Here is a 16,918-nt window from a genome sequence, read left to right on the forward strand (position 1 = left end):
CCCCCGAGACACCCCAGACCCCCCGGACTCCGCCCGCCGCTTCCGGCTACGACGAGGCCGAACGCGACACCGTGCTGCGGGTGATGCGCGAACGCCGCGACATCCGCAACGGCTTCCGCTCCGACCCCGTGCCGCACGACGTGCTGCTGCGCGTCCTGGAGGCGGCCCACACCGCGCCCAGCGTCGGCCACTCGCAGCCCTGGGACTTCGTCGTCATCCGCTCCGAGGAGACCCGGCGTGCGATGCACGAACTGGCCCAGCGCCAGCGTGACGCGTACGCCAAGTCGCTGCCGAAGGGCCGCTCGAAGCAGTTCAAGGAACTCAAGATCGAGGCGATCCTCGACACCCCGGTGAACATCGTCGTCACCGCCGATCCGACCCGCGGCGGCCGGCACACCCTCGGCCGGCACACCCAGCCGCAGATGGCGCCCTACTCGTCGGCGCTCGCCGTGGAGAACCTGTGGCTCGCCGCGCGCGCCGAGGGCCTCGGGGTCGGCTGGGTCAGCTTCTTCGACGAGCGCGAGATGGTCCGCGCGCTCGGCCTGCCCGACCACCTGGAGGTCGTGGCGTACCTGTGCGTCGGCTACGTCGACGCGTTCCCCGAGGACCCCGAGCTGATGCAGGCCGGCTGGTCCAAGCGGCGCCCGCTCGCGTGGGTCGTCCACGAGGAGACGTACGGCAGGCGCGTGCTGCCCGGCGCCGAGGAGCACGACCTGCTGGCGGAGACGGTCGCGGGCATCAGGCCGCTCGACGCCAAGGCACTCGGCGAGGCGTGGGAGCGCCAGAAGCGGATGACCAAGCCGGCCGGCGCGCTCGGAGTGCTGGAGATCATCTCCGCCCAGCTCAGCGGGCTGTCCCGGATGAGCCCGCCGCCGATCCCCGAGCCCGCGGCCGTGGCGGTCTTCGCCGGCGACCACGGGGTCCACGCGCAGGGCGTCACCCCGTGGCCGCAGGAGGTCACAGGACAGATGGTGGCGAACTTCCTCGGCGGCGGCGCGGTGTGCAACGCGTTCGCGGCCCAGGTGGGCGCCGAGGTCTGCGTCGTCGACGTCGGCGTCGCGTCCGAACTCCCCGCCACGTCCGGTCTGCTGCCGCGCAAGGTACGTCCCGGCACCGCCGACTTCACGACGGGTCCCGCGATGACCCGCGAGGAGGCCGTCGCGGCGATCGAGGTCGGTATCGAGACCGCGCGCGACCTGGTCACCGCGGGCAACAAGGCGCTCCTGACCGGTGAGATGGGGATCGCGAACACCACGGTGTCCGCGGCGCTCATCTCCGTCTACACGGGCATGGACCCCGCGGAGGTCACCGGCCGGGGCACCGGCATCAACGACGAGACCCACGTCCGCAAGGTGGACGTGGTGCGGCGTGCCCTGGACCTGCACCGCCCCGACCCGGCGGACCCCATCGGAGTCCTCGCGTCGCTCGGCGGCCTCGAACACGCCGCCCTGGTCGGCTTCCTGCTGGGCGGTGCCTCTCTGCGTACGCCTGTGATCCTCGACGGGGTCAGCGCGGGGGCCGCCGCCCTGGTGGCCCGCGCGATCGCCCCCGAGGCGCTCGCGGCGTGCATCGCGGGTCACCGCAGTGCGGAGCCGGGTCATATGGCGGCCCTGACGAAACTGGGCCTGCGCCCGCTGGTCGACCTGGACCTGCGCCTCGGCGAGGGTACGGGCGCGCTGCTCGCGCTGCCACTGGTGCAGAGCGCCGCACGCGCGATGCATGAGGTGGCGACGTTCGACTCGGCCGGGGTCACCGAGAAGTAGCGCCGCGGGGCCACGGGCCCGTCCGGCTCCCCGGTGCCGCGCAGACCCGTTGGCCTCTGGCTCCGGTGCCGCGCGGCCCGTGGCTGCCCGGCCTCGCCGCCCCGTCGCTCCGGGTGCGCACCGGGCGAACGGTCCGTACCGCCGCTCCGGGGGCGCGCCACGGCGAACGGTCCGTACCGCCGTGCGGGGTCCGGTTGCGGGCGGGCCCGCAGCCGCCGCATGCGGAGGGACAGGTCCGGGACGACCGGGCAGGTGCGGGCGTCGCGCAAGGTCCCGGTGCGGGCGGGGCCCGCACCCGCTCCCCGCGCGGGGCCCGCCGCGGGCCGGCCCGCATCCGCGCTCCCGGTCACCCGCGCGGCCCCGCCCCGTAAAGTGGTCGCACCACGCCCTTCCCGACACGCCTTCCCACCAGCCGCTCAGCCGGCGCAGCCGCCGCCAGAAGATTCCGCCCGAGGAGCCGCACGCACCATGGCCGAGCCGCACGACGCCGCCGCACGACAGCAGGGGACCGGGCCGGCCGGCCCGCACGCCGCCCGGCATCCCGCCTATCCGGTCGGCCTCAGGCTCTCCGGCCGCCGCGTCGTCGTCATCGGCGGCGGCCAGGTCGCGCAGCGCCGCCTGCCCGCGCTGATCGCCGCGGGCGCCGACATCGTGCTCGTCTCGCCGTCCGCGACGCCGTCGGTCGAGGCCATGGCCACCGCGGGCGAGCTGCGCTGGGAGCGCCGCCGCTACGCGGAGGGCGACCTCGCGGACGCCTGGTACGCGCTCGTCGCCTCCAGCGACCCGGCCGCCAACGCCGCCGCCTCCCGGGAGGCCGAGCGCACCCGCACCTGGTGCGTGCGCAGCGACGATGCCGAGGCGGCCACCGCGTGGACGCCCGCCACCGGCCGCGGGGGGGGGGGGGGCGGCGCCGGCCCGCCCCGGCGCCCCCCCCGCCGCCCCCCCCCCCCCCCCCCCCCCCCCCCCGCGGGGGGCGCCCCCCCCCCCCCCCCCCCCCCCCCGGGGACACGACGCCCGCCACCGCGACCCGCGCCGCTCGGCAGCCGTGCGGGACGCCGTCCTCGAAGGGCTCCGCGAGGGCACGATCGAGGCGGCCCCCGCCCGCACCAGGGACGAGGGCGCGGCCCCCGGGCCCGTCGCGCTCGTCGGCGGGGGCCCCGGCGACCCCGACCTCATCACCGTGCGCGGGCGGCGCCTGCTCGCCGCGGCCGACGTCGTCATCGCCGACCGGCTCGGCCCCCGCGACCTCCTGGACGAACTCCCGCCGCACGTCGAGGTCGTCGACGCGGCGAAGATCCCGTACGGCCGCGCCATGGCGCAGGAGGCCATCAACGCGGCGCTCGTGGAGCACGCGAGGGCGGGCAGGAACGTCGTACGGCTGAAGGGCGGCGACCCGTTCGTCTTCGGCCGGGGCATGGAGGAGGCGCAGGCGCTCGCGGAGGCGGGGATCGCCTGCACGGTCGTGCCGGGCATCTCCAGCACCATCAGCGTGCCGGGCGCCGCCGGCATCCCGGTCACCCACCGGGGCGTGGCCCACGAGTTCACCGTCGTCAGCGGCCACGTGGCACCCGACGACGCGCGCTCCCTCGTGGACTGGGCGGCGCTGGCCCGGCTCACCGGCACGCTCGTCGTCCTCATGGGCGTCGACAAGATCGGCGCGATCGCGGCGGCCCTCATCGGCCACGGCAAGGACCCCGCCACCCCGGTGGCGCTCGTCCAGGAGGGCACGACCGCGGCCCAGCGCCGCGTCGACGCCACCCTCGCCACCGTGGGGGAGACCGCGAAGGCCGAAGCCGTACGGCCGCCCGCGGTGATCGTGATCGGCGACGTGGTCGCGCTGGGAAACGGCTGATCCGGTGGCGGAACCCATCGTCCTCGACGACCCGGACGACCCGCGTCTGCACGACTACACCGGCCTCACCGACGTGGAGCTGCGGCGCCGCCGCGAACCCGCGGAGGGCCTGTTCATCGCGGAGGGCGAGAAGGTCGTCCGCCGGGCCGTGGGCGCCGGTTACGCCATGCGCTCGATGCTGCTCTCCGCCAAATGGCTCGGCCCCCTGCGCGACGTCATCGACGCGGCCACCGCGCCGGTGTACCTGGTGGACCCCGCGCTGGCCGAGCGGGTCACCGGCTACCACGTCCACCGCGGCGCCCTCGCCTCCATGGCCCGCAAGCCGCTCCCCGAGGCGGGCGAACTCCTCACCGGCGCACGGCGCGTGGCGGTGTTCGAGGACATCGTGGACCACGCCAACATCGGTGCCGCCTTCCGCAACGCCGCGGCGCTCGGCATCGACGCGGTGCTCCTCACACCGCGCTGTGCGGACCCCCTCTACCGCCGGGCCGTGAAGGTCTCGATGGGGGCCGTCCTCCAGGTGCCGTGGACCCGGGCCGCCGCCTGGCCCGGCGATCTGGCGGACCTGCGCGCCGCCGGCTTCACGGTGGCCGCGCTCTGCCTCAGCGACCGCGCCGTCCCGCTCGACGAACTCGCCGCGCGGGACGAGCGGCAACTGGCCCTGGTCTTCGGCACGGAGGGCGCGGGCCTCGCCCCCGCGACCCTGGAGGCGGCCGACGCGCACGTCACCATCCCGATGGACGCGGGCGTCGACTCCCTCAATGTCGCCGCCGCCTCGGCCGTGGCCTTCTACGCCACCCGGAGTTCCGTGACGACGCCGCGCACGACGTCGTAGGACAGGTGCGTCACGGCCGGGGGCCGGGGCACACCCGGACGCGGGAGCACACCTGGACGCATCCACTGGGCCGCTGCCGGCGGGGTCAACGGGCCGGCGCCCGGGCCGGAACGCGGTCCCGCAGCGCCTGCTTGTCCGGCTTGCCGCTGGATGTCAGCGGCGGCGCGTCGATGAAGGTGACCGACGCGGGGGCGGACGACTCGCCGAGGTCGCGCACCAGGAGCGCCGTCAGCTCCCGCGGGTCGGGCGCCCGGCCCGAGCGGGGGACCACGAAGGCGTGCACCGCCTCGCCGGTCCGCTCGTCGGGTACGCCGACGATGTACGCCTGGTCCACGTCGGGATGGGTGGCCAGAACGCGTTCCATGCCGCCCGCGTAGTGGACGATGGCGTTGACGATGACCACGTCGCGCGCCCTGCCGGTCAGCCGCACCAGGCCCGCCGCGTCGATGCTGCCGAGGTCGCGGGTGCGTATCCAGCCGTCGCGCAGGACCTCGCGGGTCTCCGCCGGATCGTTCCAGTAGCCCCGGAAGGCGCCCGGCGTACGCACCCACACCTCGCCCGTGGCGCCCGTCGGCACGGTGTCGCCCCTCTCGTCGCGCACGGTCGCCTCGACCGTGTCGAGGACACGGCCCACGGAGTCGAACGGCGCGTCACCGCCGCGCAGTTCGTCCGGGGTCAGCAGCGTCAGCATGCCCGTCTCGGTCTGGCCGTAGCCCTGGTGGACGGCGGGTCCCACGAGTGCGGCGGCTTCGGCGAGCCGGTGCGGTGGCAGGGGGGAGCCCGCGACGAGCAGGACGCGCAGGCTGCTGGTGTCCACCGGCCGGGTCCTCAGGGTGTCCAGCATCTGGTGGAGCCGGGCCACCGTCATCAGACAGGCGGTGACGCGGTACTCCTGGAAGACATCGGGGAAGCGCGGCGCCGGGTCCGGGATCACGGCGGTGCCGCCGCCGAGCAGGCACAGGCCCAGGTGCTCGAAGACGACGGCGCTCGTGAGGGTGCCGAACAGCAGGTAGCGGCCGTAGCCGGCGGCGAGTTCGCGGGTCCTGGCCGTCCACCGGGAGGGTGCCCAGGACCAGTGCGCCGAGAGGGCGCCGTAGGTCACTTCGCAGCCCTTGGGACGGCCGGTGCTGCCGCTGGTCAGGTGGATGACGGCCACGGCGTCGCGGGCCCCGCGCGGTGTCAGGACGGCGGGTTCGCGGTGGCGGTCGAGCAGGTCGGGCCCGAGTTCGAGCAACGGGCGGCCTGCCGCCGCCGCGACGAGCCCGGGCCGGTCGTGCGCGTGGTCGGTCAGTACGGCGTCGACGCCGCGGGGCCCGCCGCCCGCGACACCGTCGGCCCCGACGTCCGCGACGGGCCCGCTGGTTCCTCCAGTCGCCCCGGTCGGCCCGGCCGCTCTGCTCGCGCTGGTTCCCCCGGCTGCCGCATCGTCGTCCGCCGCGCCGTCGTTCGCCGTCGCGTGGCCGCCGTCGAGCACCAGCCTCAGATGACCGGGGGTGAGCCCCGGGCGCAGGCCGATGACGCGGCAGCCCAGGACGTACGCCGCGAGCTGCGCCGCGAACGCCTCGGGTGTGACTTCGGTGGCGAGCGCGACCGTACTGCCGGGACCGAGTCCCGCGGCGGCCAGCCCGGCCGCGAACCGGCCGGTCAGATCCATGATCTCGCCGCGCGTCACGATGCCGGAGCGGTACTCGAACGCCGGCTCGGCGGGGGCGGCGCGGAAGGCGTCGATGACGGATTGCGGGAACGCCGGTTCGGTCGAGTTTTCCACTTCGTCCTCGTCTCCACTCGGCAGGGCGCGAAAGGGTGAGAATCAGCCGGTCCGGAATTGCGCGGGCGGATGCGGGTCCCGCTCGCGCTCCCGTTGCCCCGGAGCGGCGGTGGGCACAGGTCTCCCGAGGGCTTGCCGCGGGTGCGGCTTGATGCGCGGTGAGCATTTCCATTGTTCAATGCCGGGCGCGTAAAATTCATGTGATCTATATCACAAAAACGAGTGGGGCGCTGTGCTTGAAACATAAAGTACCGTGGTCATCCCTCACAGGGACGGGAGACGCCATGTCCGACGAAGTGCAGGTCGATTACCTCATCCTCGGCGCGGGACCCGCAGGGCTGCAAGCAGGGTATTTCCTGGAGAAAAGCGGACGTTCCTATCTCATCCTGGAGAGCGGTGACGCGCCGGGAACCTTCTTCACGAAATACCCCAGGCATCGGACCCTCATATCGAGCAACAAGGTGCACACCGGCTGGACCGATCCGGAACTCAGACTGCGGAACGACTGGAACTCGCTCCTCGCGGACGAGGGGCCGCTGTTCACCGGCTACACGCCGCGCTACTTCCCGCCGGCCGACGTCCTCGTCCGCTACCTGGCCGACTTCGCCCGGACGCACGGCCTGCGCATCCGCTACGGGACCCGTGCCGAGCGCATCTCCCGCCCGGCGCCCAGTGGCCCCTTCGTCGTCCGTGACCAGCACGGGAACGAGTTCCGGGGCAAGCGGCTCATCGTCGCCACCGGTGTGACGAAGGCGCACGTGCCGGACATCGAGGGCGTCGAGACCGCCGAGCGCTACACGGACGTCTCGGTGGACCCGCGGGACTTCACGGACCAGCGGGTCCTGGTCATCGGGCGGGGCAACTCGGCGTTCGAGACCGCCGACAACCTGATCGAGAACGCGGCGGTCATCCACCTGGTGGGGCCGGGATCATTGCGGCTGGCCTGGCAGACGCATTTCGTGGGACATCTGCGGGCGGTCAACAACAACTTTCTCGACACCTACCAGCTGAAATCGCAGAACGCTCTGCTCGAAGGGACCGTGCAGCGCATACGCAAAGAAGGGGAAAAGTATGTGGTGAGCATCTCCTTCGACCGGGTCGAGGAAGTCGTGAAGGACATCCCTTACGACCGTGTCATCCTGGCCACCGGCTTCCGCTTCGACGCCTCCATCTTCTCCGAGGAATGCAGACCGGAACTCACCATAAAAAACCGTTTTCCGGCCCAGACCGATGCCTGGGAATCTGTGAACATACCGGACATGTACTTCGCGGGGACCCTCACGCAGGTCCGCGACTTCAAGAAATCGACCAGCGGGTTCATCCACGGCTTCCGCTACGGGGTGCGCGCATTGCACCATATTCTGGAGCGCCGCTACCACGGCCTGCCCTGGCCCGCCCGGGACCTGCAGGCGACCGCGGGCGCCGTCTCCGAGGCCGTCATCGAGCGGGTGAACCGCAGCTCGGCACTGTGGCAGCAGTTCGGTTTCCTCGGCGACGCGGTGCTGATCGGCACCGACGGCGCTGTGCGCTACTGCGAGGAGGTGCCGGTGCGGCACCTGCACTCCGCCGTCGCCGCCGGAACGACGTTCGAGGACGTCGCCGCGTACTTCACCGTCACCCTGGAGTACGGCGCGGACCACGATGTCATCAATCCCTTCGACGTCTCCGTGCGGCGGCCGGGACAAGAGGACACCACCGGGCTCGACGGGCGCTATCTGCACCCCGTGGTACGCCACTTCGTCACCGGGAGCACTGAGCCGGCCGGCGAGCACCACCTCACGGAGAACCTGGAGAACGAATGGGATCGCGAGGCCGTCCACCGGGCCCCGCTGCGTACGTTCCTCCAGGCACGCCTGACCGCGGGTCAGACCGTTAACAGCGCGGGGTGAGAGGCCGTGTCCCCGCTGCGGGAAGGGCCCGACGACACCCCGCCGACCCGGCGCCACGACCGCGCCCGCGCCCAACTCCCGGGCCCGTACTACGACTTCTACGCGGGAGGTGCGGGCGAGGAGCGGGCACTCGCCGACAATGAGCGCGCCTTCGACCGGCTGGCGCTGCTCCCGCGGGTGCTGCGCGGCGCCGTGGCGCGGGACACCTCGGTGACGCTGCTGGGCGATCGCGCCGCGTTCCCTGTCCTCGTCGCGCCGACCGCGTTCCACCGGCTCGCCCACCCCGACGGAGAGCTCGCCACCGCGCGCGCCACCGCCGCCGTCGGCACCGTCCTCGTCACCGGTGTCGCCGCGACGGTGCCGGTCGGTGAGGTCGCGGCGGCGGCGAGGAAGACAGCCGCGGACGCCGCCGTGTGGTTCCAGCTCTACCTCCAGCCGGAGCACGACGTCACCGTGGAGCTGGTGCGCCGCGCGGAGCGCGCGGGATGCTCGGCGCTCGTGGTCACCGCGGACTCTCCCGTCTTCGGCCACCGCACCCGCGATCTGCGCAACGGCTTCACCGACCTGCCGGACGGCTTCGCCGCGGAGAACATGCGCGGTCTGCCGGGCGGCCCGCCCGGCGCCGTCCGTCCCATCGCCATGTCCCCGGCGCTGTCGTGGGACGACCTGGCGCGCCTGCGCGAGGCCACCACGCTGCCCGTCGTACTGAAGGGCGTCCTGCACCCCGAGGACGCGCGGCTGGCCGTGGCGGAGGGCGTCGACGCGGTCCTCGTGTCCAACCACGGCGGACGGCAGCTCGACGCCGCGCCCGCCGCGCTCGACGCGCTGCCCGCGGTCGCCGCCGCCGTCGGGGGCCGCGTCCCGGTCCTGCTCGACGGCGGGGTGCGGCGCGGCGACGACGCCGCCATGGCCCTCGCCCTCGGCGCCACGGCGGTCGGCGTCGGCCGGCCGGTGCTGTGGGGCCTCGCCACCGGCGGCGAGGAGGGCGTGCGCGCCGTACTCGAAACCCTGCGGGACGAGTTCGACCGGGCGCTCGCGCTGTGCGGCGCCGCGACCCCCGCCGGCCTCGCCCGCGACCAGGTCGTACCGCGCGGCCCCGTCCGCGGCGGACCAGGAGGAGCCACACCATGGTGACCAGGAAGACAGCGCTCGCCTCGCTGGCGGGCGCCCTCACGCTGAGCGCGCCGCTGTGGCTGCCGCGGTCCGTGGTCGCACTGCGGATGAAGGTGTTCGCCGCGGTCAACGGCGACGACGCCCTCACCTTCCCCAACGAGACCGTGGGCCCCGACAGCTTCCAGCGGATCTACGGCCACCCCGCCGCGGGCGGGCGCAGCAAGGGCGCCGCGCTCTCGGACCTCTTCTGGTACTGGCTCTCTCCCGGAGCCGACGTCCACCAGGAGCACCTGGAGGCGGGCGAACGCTACGACCAGGTCGCCCGTACCACCCGGGAGATCCTCGCCGGGCCCTCCGCCGAGCTGTACGACGCCGCCACCCGGTGCACCGCCAGGGTCCTCGCGGAAGCGGCCCGGGGCCGCGTCACACTGGTGCGGCTGCGGGATGTGATGATGCCGGTGTGGGCGGAGTTCTTCTACACGCTGGTGTTCGAGGAGCCCTGCCCGCCCGAGGCGCGGCGCCTCATCACCGACAACGCGCGGGACGTCGTCGACGCCCTCAAGTGCACCCGGCCGCGGCACATGCGGCGCAGGGCCCGGCTCACCCGCTACCTGCGGCAGCGGGTCGCCGCCGGCGACGTACCGCACGAGCTGCCCGCCCTGCTCTCTGAGCGGGACCGCGTGTACTACCTCCAGGGCACCTTCTTCAACACCGCCGTGGTGCAGATGTCGGAGGCCATGGCCCACCTGCTGCTCGTACTGGCCCAGCACCGCGACATCAGGGAACGGCTGACCGCGGCGCCGGACGACGACCGGCTGCTCGCCAACGTCATGGACGAGACCTTCCGGCTCTACCCCCTCTTCGGCGTCGCGCACCGGATCACGACCGGCGACATCGAACCGGGCGACGGCACCACCATCCCCGCCGGTTCCGTCCTGTGCTTCAGCTACCCCGACTACCACGCCACCGGCCACACCGATCCCGGCGCCTTCGACCCGGACCGCTGGAACACCCTGTCGCCCAAAGACGCCCACCACATCCCCTTCGGCGTCGCCGCCAACCGGCCCTGCCCCGCCTGGCGGCTCTCGCCCCTGCTGATGCGGGCCGCCACCCGGGAGGTCCTGCGCCGCTACACCCTTGAGTCGGGGGTGTCCCACACCAGGTCCATCCCGCACCGTGCCCCGTGCCTGCTCATCGCCCGGGACCGCCCCCTCTCACCCCGTGCCGCACTCGCCGCGCGGGCCGCGCTGCGGCTGCGGGACGCCTTCGAGGACGCGGGCCGCGGCACCCTCCAACTCGGCTTCGGCACCTGGATGGTGCTCGACGCCCGCAGGAAACGGCAGGCCGCCGCGTACTTCGAGACACACGACACCCAGGGGCGCCCCCGTACCGCACCGGACGTGCCGGACGGCACCGAGAGCCGGTGCCCGTACGCGGCGGCCCGCCGCCCGTAGGACGCCCGTCACACCACCCGGTCCGCCCGGGCCGCTCTCCGCTCCGCGACCGCCACGCGGCAGCGTCCGGGCAGCTCACGCGCGTACCACACCCCCCACCGGAACGCTTCGCCCGAGCGGAAGGTCAACCCGCCGTGTCCGCAACAGAACTCGGTCCCGCCTTCTTCATCTCTGTCGTCGTCATCCTCGTCGTCTGCCGGGCGGTCGGCCGGCTGCTGCGGCTCGCCGGCCAGCCGCCCGTGGTCGGCGAGATGGTCGCCGGTGTCGTCCTCGGCCCCTCCGTGCTCGGATATGTCGCGCCCGGCGCCGAACGGTGGCTCTTCCCGGCCGACCTCCGGCCCGTGCTGTACGTCGTCGGGCAGGTCGGGCTCGTCGTCTTCATGTTCCTCGCGGGCCACGCGTTCCACACCGACCGGATCAGGGCCGTACTGCGGCCCGCGCTCACCGTCTCCGCCGCGGGCACCGCCGTACCCCTCGCCCTCGGAGCCGGCCTCACCCTGCTGCTCAAAGACACCGGCGGCCTCTTCCCGCGCGGGGTCCCGCTGAGCGTGTCCGCCCTCTTCGTCGGGGTCACCCTGGCCATCACCGCGTTCCCCATGCTGGCCCGCATCATCACGGAACGCGGGCTCACCGGCAGCCGGTTCGGCTCCCTCTCACTGGCCGCGGGCGCCCTCGACGACGCCGTCGCCTGGGTGCTGCTCGCCGGCGTGCTCAGCCTCGCGGGCGGCAGCGCCCACTCCTTCCTGCTGGCGCTCGGCGGGTCGGCGGGCCTGGTGCTCGTTCTCGTCGCGTTGACCAGAGCGCGGCGCCACGCGGAACGGCTCGCCGAGGAAAGGCCCCCGGACACGGTGCTGCTCGCGACGGTCCTCCTGCTGTTCCTCGCCGCCTGGTACACGGACCGGATCGGGCTCTACGCGGTGTTCGGCGCCTTCAGCCTCGGCGTGGTCTTTCCCCGCACACCGCCGGTGGCACGGGCGGTGGAGGCCATCTCACCGGTCGGCCGTGTCGTGTTCCTGCCGCTGTTCTTCACCTACTCGGGCCTCAACACGGACATCGGGCTGCTCTCCGACCCCTCCGTCCTCCTCTTCGGGGCCTGCTGCGTGGTCCTCGCCGTCGTCGGCAAGTTCGGCGCGTGCTGGCTCGCCGCCCGGGCCGCGGGGGAGCGGTCAGGCGTGGCGCTGCGGGTGGCCACCCTGATGAACGCGCGCGGCCTGATGCAGCTCATCGCCATCAACGTCGGGCTGTCCGCGGGCATCACCACACCCGCCATGTTCACCGTGCTGGTACTCGTGGCCCTGATCACCACGGTCATGGCGAGCCCGCTGCTGACCCTCTGGGACCGTCTCGACCGGCGGCGCGGCGCCCCGCCCGAGACGGTCCGCACGGCCGTCGGGACCGGAGCGAGCCAGCCGTGAAGCGGATGGAACACTGCCGTGATGGACGGTGATGGGCCGCGGCTGAGCGGCGTCCCCCGGGCCGGGGCACGAACGGGCGGCGCCGAGGACTTTCTGGAGACGCTCGAGCGCAGCGGCCTCCCGCCGCTGCGCCGCGACCGGCACATGGGCGAGGACTTCCGAGCCGACGTGGTGAGCCGCGACCTCGGCCCCCTGCGTCTGACCGAGCTGGTGACCCCGGAGGGCGAGTGCTTCCGCGACGCCCGCTCCGCACGTGCTCGCGACAGCGAGCTGTGGCAGGTCGACGTGGTGGTACGAGGCCGGGTACGCGCCGAGCAGGGCGGCAGCACCGCCGTGCTGGGACCCGGGGACCTGGTCCTCATCGACCCGGTACGGCCGGTGCGCTTCGCCAGTTCCTCGATCACCCACGTGACCATGACGATCCCGCGGCACCTGCTGCGGCTCGGCGCGGACGACGCGGCTCGGCTGGTCGGCGTGGGCATCCGGGGCGACCGGGGCCCCGGAGCCCTGGTGTCCTCGCTCGTACGGGACATGACGCGGACCCTGGACGGGTTCTGCGCCCACGAGGCCGACCGGTCGGCGGCGGCGGTGATCGAACTGATCGCGGTCACCCTGGCGTCCCGCCTGGGCGACACCCGCCGGGTCGACGACGACGTACTGCGCACGCGCGTCCTCGGCTTCATCGAGGCGAGACTCTCCGACCGGGATCTCACCCCGGCCACGGTGGCCGCGGCGCACCATGTGTCGGTGCGCAGGCTGCACAAGCTCTTCCAGGACCAGCCCCTGACCGTGGCGGCCCTGATCCGGCGACGGCGCCTTGAGCGGTGCCGCGCGGATCTGGCCCGGAGCGGCACCACGGTCGCGGCGGTGGCCGCCTCGTGGGGGTTCGCGGACCCGGCGCACTTCAGCCGGCTGTTCAAGGCCACCTACGGACACAGCCCGGGGGCACGCGTGTCCAAGGACGGTGCGCCGATCGTCAATGACCACAGCGCCGGGCCCGGCGAGGATGGCGGCTGAACAGACGAAACAGCGAACCAGCGCAACTGCGAAACCGTGAAACCGCAGAACCGCGACGCAGCGGAACAGCGGCGCAGCGGAACCGCGAAAGCCGGAAAGGGCCCCGAAAGATGACTCCGTCGCTCGGCACTCTGCGTGCCGTACCTGCCCGAATGATCGAGGGGTGGAACCGCGGTGACGCGGTCGCCTTCGCCGCGGACTTCGCGCCGGACGGCGAGCTCATCGATTTCGAGGGCACCGTCCACAAAGGACGTGACACGGTGATCGCATGCCAGCAGCCGCTCTTCGACACGGTGCTGAAGGGCTCCCGGCTCGTGCGGAGCCAGGTGGAGTTCGTCCGGCTCGTCGCACCGGACTTCGCCGTGATACACCACCGCTTCGGCATGACGATGGCGGGCGAGGAGGAACCCCCGCCGTCCCGTTACTTCCTGCAGCTCTTCGCGATGGTCCGGCAGGACGGCCGCTGGGAGATCGCGACGCTGCAGAACGCGCGCCTGGTCTCGCTGGAGTCCGCCATGGCCCTGGACGCACAGGCGACCGCGTAACGCGGACCGGACCGTCCCCGCAGAACGGCAGCGGCCGGCCGGGACAGGACATCCCTGACGTCGGCTCAGTCGTCGATCCCCGAGAGTTCCACGCCCGCGACGATCCACCGCTGGAAGAACAGGAACACCACCAGCAGCGGGACGATCGAGACGGCCGCCGCGACGAACAGCTCGTGCAGCCGGACGACTTGGGACGTGGTGAACGACGACAGCGCCACCTGCACCGTCCAGGCACCGCGGTCCTGGCCGATGACCAGCGGCCACAGGAACGAGTTCCAGGCGCCGATGAAGACGATCGTGCCCACGGCCGCGAACACCGGCCGGGAGTTGGGCACCACGATCCGCCAGTACGTGCGCCAGTACCCGAGACCGTCCACCCGTGCCGCGTCCTCCAGCTCGACGGGGAATCCGGTGAAGTACTGCCGGAAGATGAAGCAGGCGAACGCCGAGAAGAGGGTGGGGACGATGAGCCCGCGCAGGGTGGAGACCCAGCCGAGCGAGGAGACGAGGACGAAGCTCGGCACGAACGTGACGGCCGCCGGGACCATCAGGGTGCCGAGGATCGCGTAGAACACCTTGCCCGCGTGCCGGTAGGGGATGCGCGCGAGGCCGTACCCGGCGAGTGAGGCGAGCACCAGGGTGCCCAGCGTCGTCGCGACCGCGATCAGCGCCGAGTTGAGCAGCGAGCGGGCGAACGGGACCGAGGGGTCGCCGAAGAGTTCGGTGATGTTCGACCAGCGCAGGGTTGAGGGGAAGAACGTCCAGTCGGGCGAGGTGATGTCCGACTCGGAGGCCAGCCCGTTGCGTACGAGCAGGTAGAAGGGGATCAGGAAGAGCAGCGCCAGGGCGGCCAGGAGCGCGATCCGCAGGGCGCGCCCCACCCGTACGAGGGCGTCCGCGTGCGGAGGCCGGGTGTGCCTCGGGGCTCTCATGTCGTTCAGTCCTCCTTCCTGCCGAGGCCGAACCAGCGCGCCTGGCCCACCGTGACCACGCCGATGATCAGCGCGAGGATCACGGCCCCCGCGCTGCCGAGGCCCAGGTTCTGCCCCTGGCCGAGCGCCGTGTAGTACAGGTAGACGAGCGGGGGCCTCGCGTACGGCGGATAACCGCGGGCGTCCGAGAGCAGGTTGTAGAACTCGTCGAACGCCTGGAACGCGTTGATGACGAGCAGCAGGACCACCGCGACGGACGTCGTGCGCAGCTGGGGCAGTGTGATGTGCCGCAGCACCTGCCAGCCCGGACGCGCGCCGTCCACCGCCGCCGCCTCGTACAGCTGCGGCGGAACCCGCTGGAGCCCGGCGAGGAAGAGCACCATGTAGAAGCCGGCCTGGAGCCACAGCCTGACGGTGACGATGACCAGCCAGTACCAGGGCGGATGGGTGGCCCCGAGCCATGCGGTCTGGCCGGCTCCGAACCAGCCGAGCACGGTGTTGGCGAGCCCGAACCGCACCCCGTTGAACAGGGACATCTTCCAGATCAGCGCGGCGACGACATACGAGCACGCCGCCGGGAGGAAGAAGACGGACCGGAAGAACGCCTGTGCGCGGCGCAGCCGGTTGACCATCAGCGCGAGGGCCAGGGACAGCGCGAAGGTGGCGGGCACGATGAACAGCGAGAAGACGAGGAAGGTCCACAGGCTCCTGAGGAACGCGTCGTTGGTCAGCATCGCCGTGTAGTTGCCGAGGCCGACGAAGTCGCTCGGGGTGACCGTGTTGTGGGCGTCGAAGAAGCTGAGGTACACACTCCAGCCGAGCGGGATGTACGTGAAGACGCCGAGCCCGAGCGCGAAGGGGCCCACGAACACCCAGAACCAGAGCGTGCGGTTCTGACTGCCCAGCACGCGACGCGTCACGACTTCCGCCTGACCCGGGCGAGTTCGGCCGACACCTTCCGTACGACGGTCCGCAGCTCGCTGTCCGGGTCGGCGCCGTCCTTGATGATGTTGCTCAGAGCGTCCTGGTAGGCGGTCTGGCTCGCGGGAGTCCACAGCAGGGGCTGGGCGTAGCCGTAGTCCGTGGTGTACCGGACGGCGTCGGCCGCGGCACCCTCGCGCAGCTTCGCGGCCTTCCGCGCCAGCGAGAGCCTGGCCGGGATGTGGAAGCCGTAGGAGAGCGCGAAGTCCTCCTGGTAGTCCGTCCGTTCGATCCACAGCCATTTCAGGAAGTCCTTGGCGGCCTCCTGGTGTGTGCTGCGGGCGCTGACCGCCGCACCGTACGCGCCGACCGGCACCGCCGGCTTCGCCCCCGTGCCGTCGGCGGGGAACGGCAGGACGCCGAAGTCGTCGCCGAGCGCCTTCTCCACGACCGGCAGCGCCCACAGCCCGCACCACTGCATCGCGGTCAGGCCCTGGACGAAGGCGGACGGGTCGGACCAGTCGGCGGGCGCGCCCAGCAGCAGCGACTTGCCGGCGTACAGCTGGTGGATCTTGCCGAGCGCCCGCGCTGCGGCCGGGTCGTCGAAGCCCACCTCGCCGCCCGGGGTGACGAGTTCGAGGCCCGCCGCGTACAGCGGGGTGCCGCCGAGCACACCCGCGCCGCCGTCGTTGCCGAGGAAGAGCCCCTTGGTCTTCTTCGTCGTGAGGGCCTTTGCCGCGTCGATGAGCTCGTCGAGCGTGGCCGGCGGCCGCACCCCCGCGTCGGCGAGCAGGCTCTTGCGGTAGTAGAGCATCTGCATGTCGATGACCTGCGGGATCGCCCAGATCCTGCCGTCGTGTGTCTTCGGCGCGAGCACCGCGGGGTTGAAGTCGTCCTTCACCCCCTCGAACAGGCCGGTGAGGTCGAGCACTTGCTTGCCCTGGATCTGGTCGAGCGTCGGCCCGTTGACCTCGAAGACGTCGGGCCCGGAGTCGGTCAGGAGCGCGGCGGCCGTCTGCTCGTCGTAGTTCCCTGGCCGCCACTGGACGGTGACGTGCGCCTTCTTGTAGGCGGCGGCGTACCGTTCGACCGCCTGCTCCGTACCCGCCTCTCCGTACTGGTGGTACCACTGCGCGAGATCCGGACCGCTGCCGCCCGAACCCCCCTGCCCACGGCCGGTGTTGCTTCCACAAGCGGTGAGCAGTCCCATGGCGGCTGCGGTGGCGAGCACGGTCCGGCGGCTGATGGTCATGCTGCTGGTCCCCCTGACGGTCCCCTGGGAATCGCTGGTCGGCCTCGTCGGTCTCCGAGGCCCAACGATCAACCATGCACGCCGATACGGACAAGGGCGCCTCTACGAGCGCGGAGGGAGCGGCGCGGGGCGGGGGGGCGGGGGGCCGCGGGCGGGGGGGGG

Annotated in this window: 12 protein-coding genes and 1 pseudogene; 9 read left to right on the forward strand and 4 right to left on the reverse strand. The window is 72.8% G+C overall.

Annotation, left to right across the window (positions count from 1 at the left end):
- From cobT to LCE31_RS22180, 3 genes and pseudogenes are all read left to right on the forward strand, one after another.
- The coding region (gene cobT, locus LCE31_RS22170; RefSeq protein ID WP_225016800.1) for a nicotinate-nucleotide--dimethylbenzimidazole phosphoribosyltransferase at positions 1-1,763 on the forward strand (1,763 nt) is incomplete at its 5' end.
- A gap of 468 nt (positions 1,764-2,231) precedes the next feature.
- Positions 2,232-3,615, forward strand: a pseudogene (cobA, locus tag LCE31_RS22175) (uroporphyrinogen-III C-methyltransferase).
- A gap of 4 nt (positions 3,616-3,619) precedes the next feature.
- On the forward strand, positions 3,620-4,450 hold the full coding sequence (locus LCE31_RS22180; RefSeq protein ID WP_225016803.1) for a TrmH family RNA methyltransferase: 831 nt from the start codon (positions 3,620-3,622) through the stop codon (positions 4,448-4,450).
- An 85-nt stretch (positions 4,451-4,535) separates the two neighbouring features.
- Here the strand turns inward: LCE31_RS22180 and LCE31_RS22185 are convergent, their stop codons facing one another.
- Positions 4,536-6,218, reverse strand: a complete 1,683-nt coding sequence (locus LCE31_RS22185) for a class I adenylate-forming enzyme family protein (RefSeq protein ID WP_225016805.1) — start codon at positions 6,216-6,218, stop codon at positions 4,536-4,538.
- 284 nt (positions 6,219-6,502) lie between these two features.
- Between LCE31_RS22185 and LCE31_RS22190 the strand changes: the two genes are divergently transcribed.
- The 6 genes from LCE31_RS22190 to LCE31_RS22215 all read left to right on the forward strand — a co-directional run bounded on the left by LCE31_RS22190 (position 6,503) and on the right by LCE31_RS22215 (position 13,651).
- Positions 6,503-8,107, forward strand: coding sequence for an NAD(P)-binding domain-containing protein (locus tag LCE31_RS22190; protein WP_225016808.1), 1,605 nt, complete (start codon positions 6,503-6,505; stop codon positions 8,105-8,107).
- A gap of 6 nt (positions 8,108-8,113) precedes the next feature.
- On the forward strand, positions 8,114-9,241 hold the full coding sequence (locus tag LCE31_RS22195) for an alpha-hydroxy acid oxidase (protein ID WP_225016810.1): 1,128 nt from the start codon (positions 8,114-8,116) through the stop codon (positions 9,239-9,241).
- Positions 9,235-10,674, forward strand: a complete 1,440-nt coding sequence (locus LCE31_RS22200; protein WP_225016812.1) for a cytochrome P450 — start codon at positions 9,235-9,237, stop codon at positions 10,672-10,674. Before LCE31_RS22195 ends, LCE31_RS22200 begins: the two co-directional genes overlap by 7 nt.
- A gap of 134 nt (positions 10,675-10,808) precedes the next feature.
- Entirely contained in the window at positions 10,809-12,089 is a 1,281-nt protein-coding gene (locus tag LCE31_RS22205; RefSeq protein ID WP_225016814.1) for a cation:proton antiporter, read from the forward strand.
- Between the two features lie 21 nt (positions 12,090-12,110).
- On the forward strand, positions 12,111-13,106 hold the full coding sequence (locus tag LCE31_RS22210) for a helix-turn-helix domain-containing protein (RefSeq protein WP_225016816.1): 996 nt from the start codon (positions 12,111-12,113) through the stop codon (positions 13,104-13,106).
- A 110-nt stretch (positions 13,107-13,216) separates the two neighbouring features.
- The gene (locus LCE31_RS22215; RefSeq protein WP_225016819.1) at positions 13,217-13,651 is read left to right on the forward strand and encodes an SgcJ/EcaC family oxidoreductase; all 435 of its coding nucleotides are present in this window, start codon (positions 13,217-13,219) and stop codon (positions 13,649-13,651) included.
- A 65-nt stretch (positions 13,652-13,716) separates the two neighbouring features.
- On the opposite strand, the gene LCE31_RS22220 is transcribed toward LCE31_RS22215, so the two are convergent.
- Genes LCE31_RS22220 through LCE31_RS22230 form a run of 3 tightly spaced genes read right to left on the reverse strand, consistent with a single transcriptional unit; the run spans position 13,717 to position 16,756 of the window.
- Positions 13,717-14,583, reverse strand: coding sequence for a carbohydrate ABC transporter permease (locus LCE31_RS22220; protein ID WP_225016822.1), 867 nt, complete (start codon positions 14,581-14,583; stop codon positions 13,717-13,719).
- A gap of 5 nt (positions 14,584-14,588) precedes the next feature.
- Positions 14,589-15,503, reverse strand: coding sequence for a carbohydrate ABC transporter permease (locus LCE31_RS22225; protein ID WP_225016823.1), 915 nt, complete (start codon positions 15,501-15,503; stop codon positions 14,589-14,591).
- On the reverse strand, positions 15,500-16,756 hold the full coding sequence (locus LCE31_RS22230; protein ID WP_225016824.1) for an ABC transporter substrate-binding protein: 1,257 nt from the start codon (positions 16,754-16,756) through the stop codon (positions 15,500-15,502). The genes LCE31_RS22225 and LCE31_RS22230 overlap by 4 nt, the downstream gene beginning before the upstream one ends.
- Between the last annotated feature and the right edge of the window lie 162 nt (positions 16,757-16,918).

The organism is Streptomyces sp. 8L (assembly GCF_020176795.1).
In the GTDB taxonomy this organism is placed as follows: domain Bacteria; phylum Actinomycetota; class Actinomycetes; order Streptomycetales; family Streptomycetaceae; genus Streptomyces.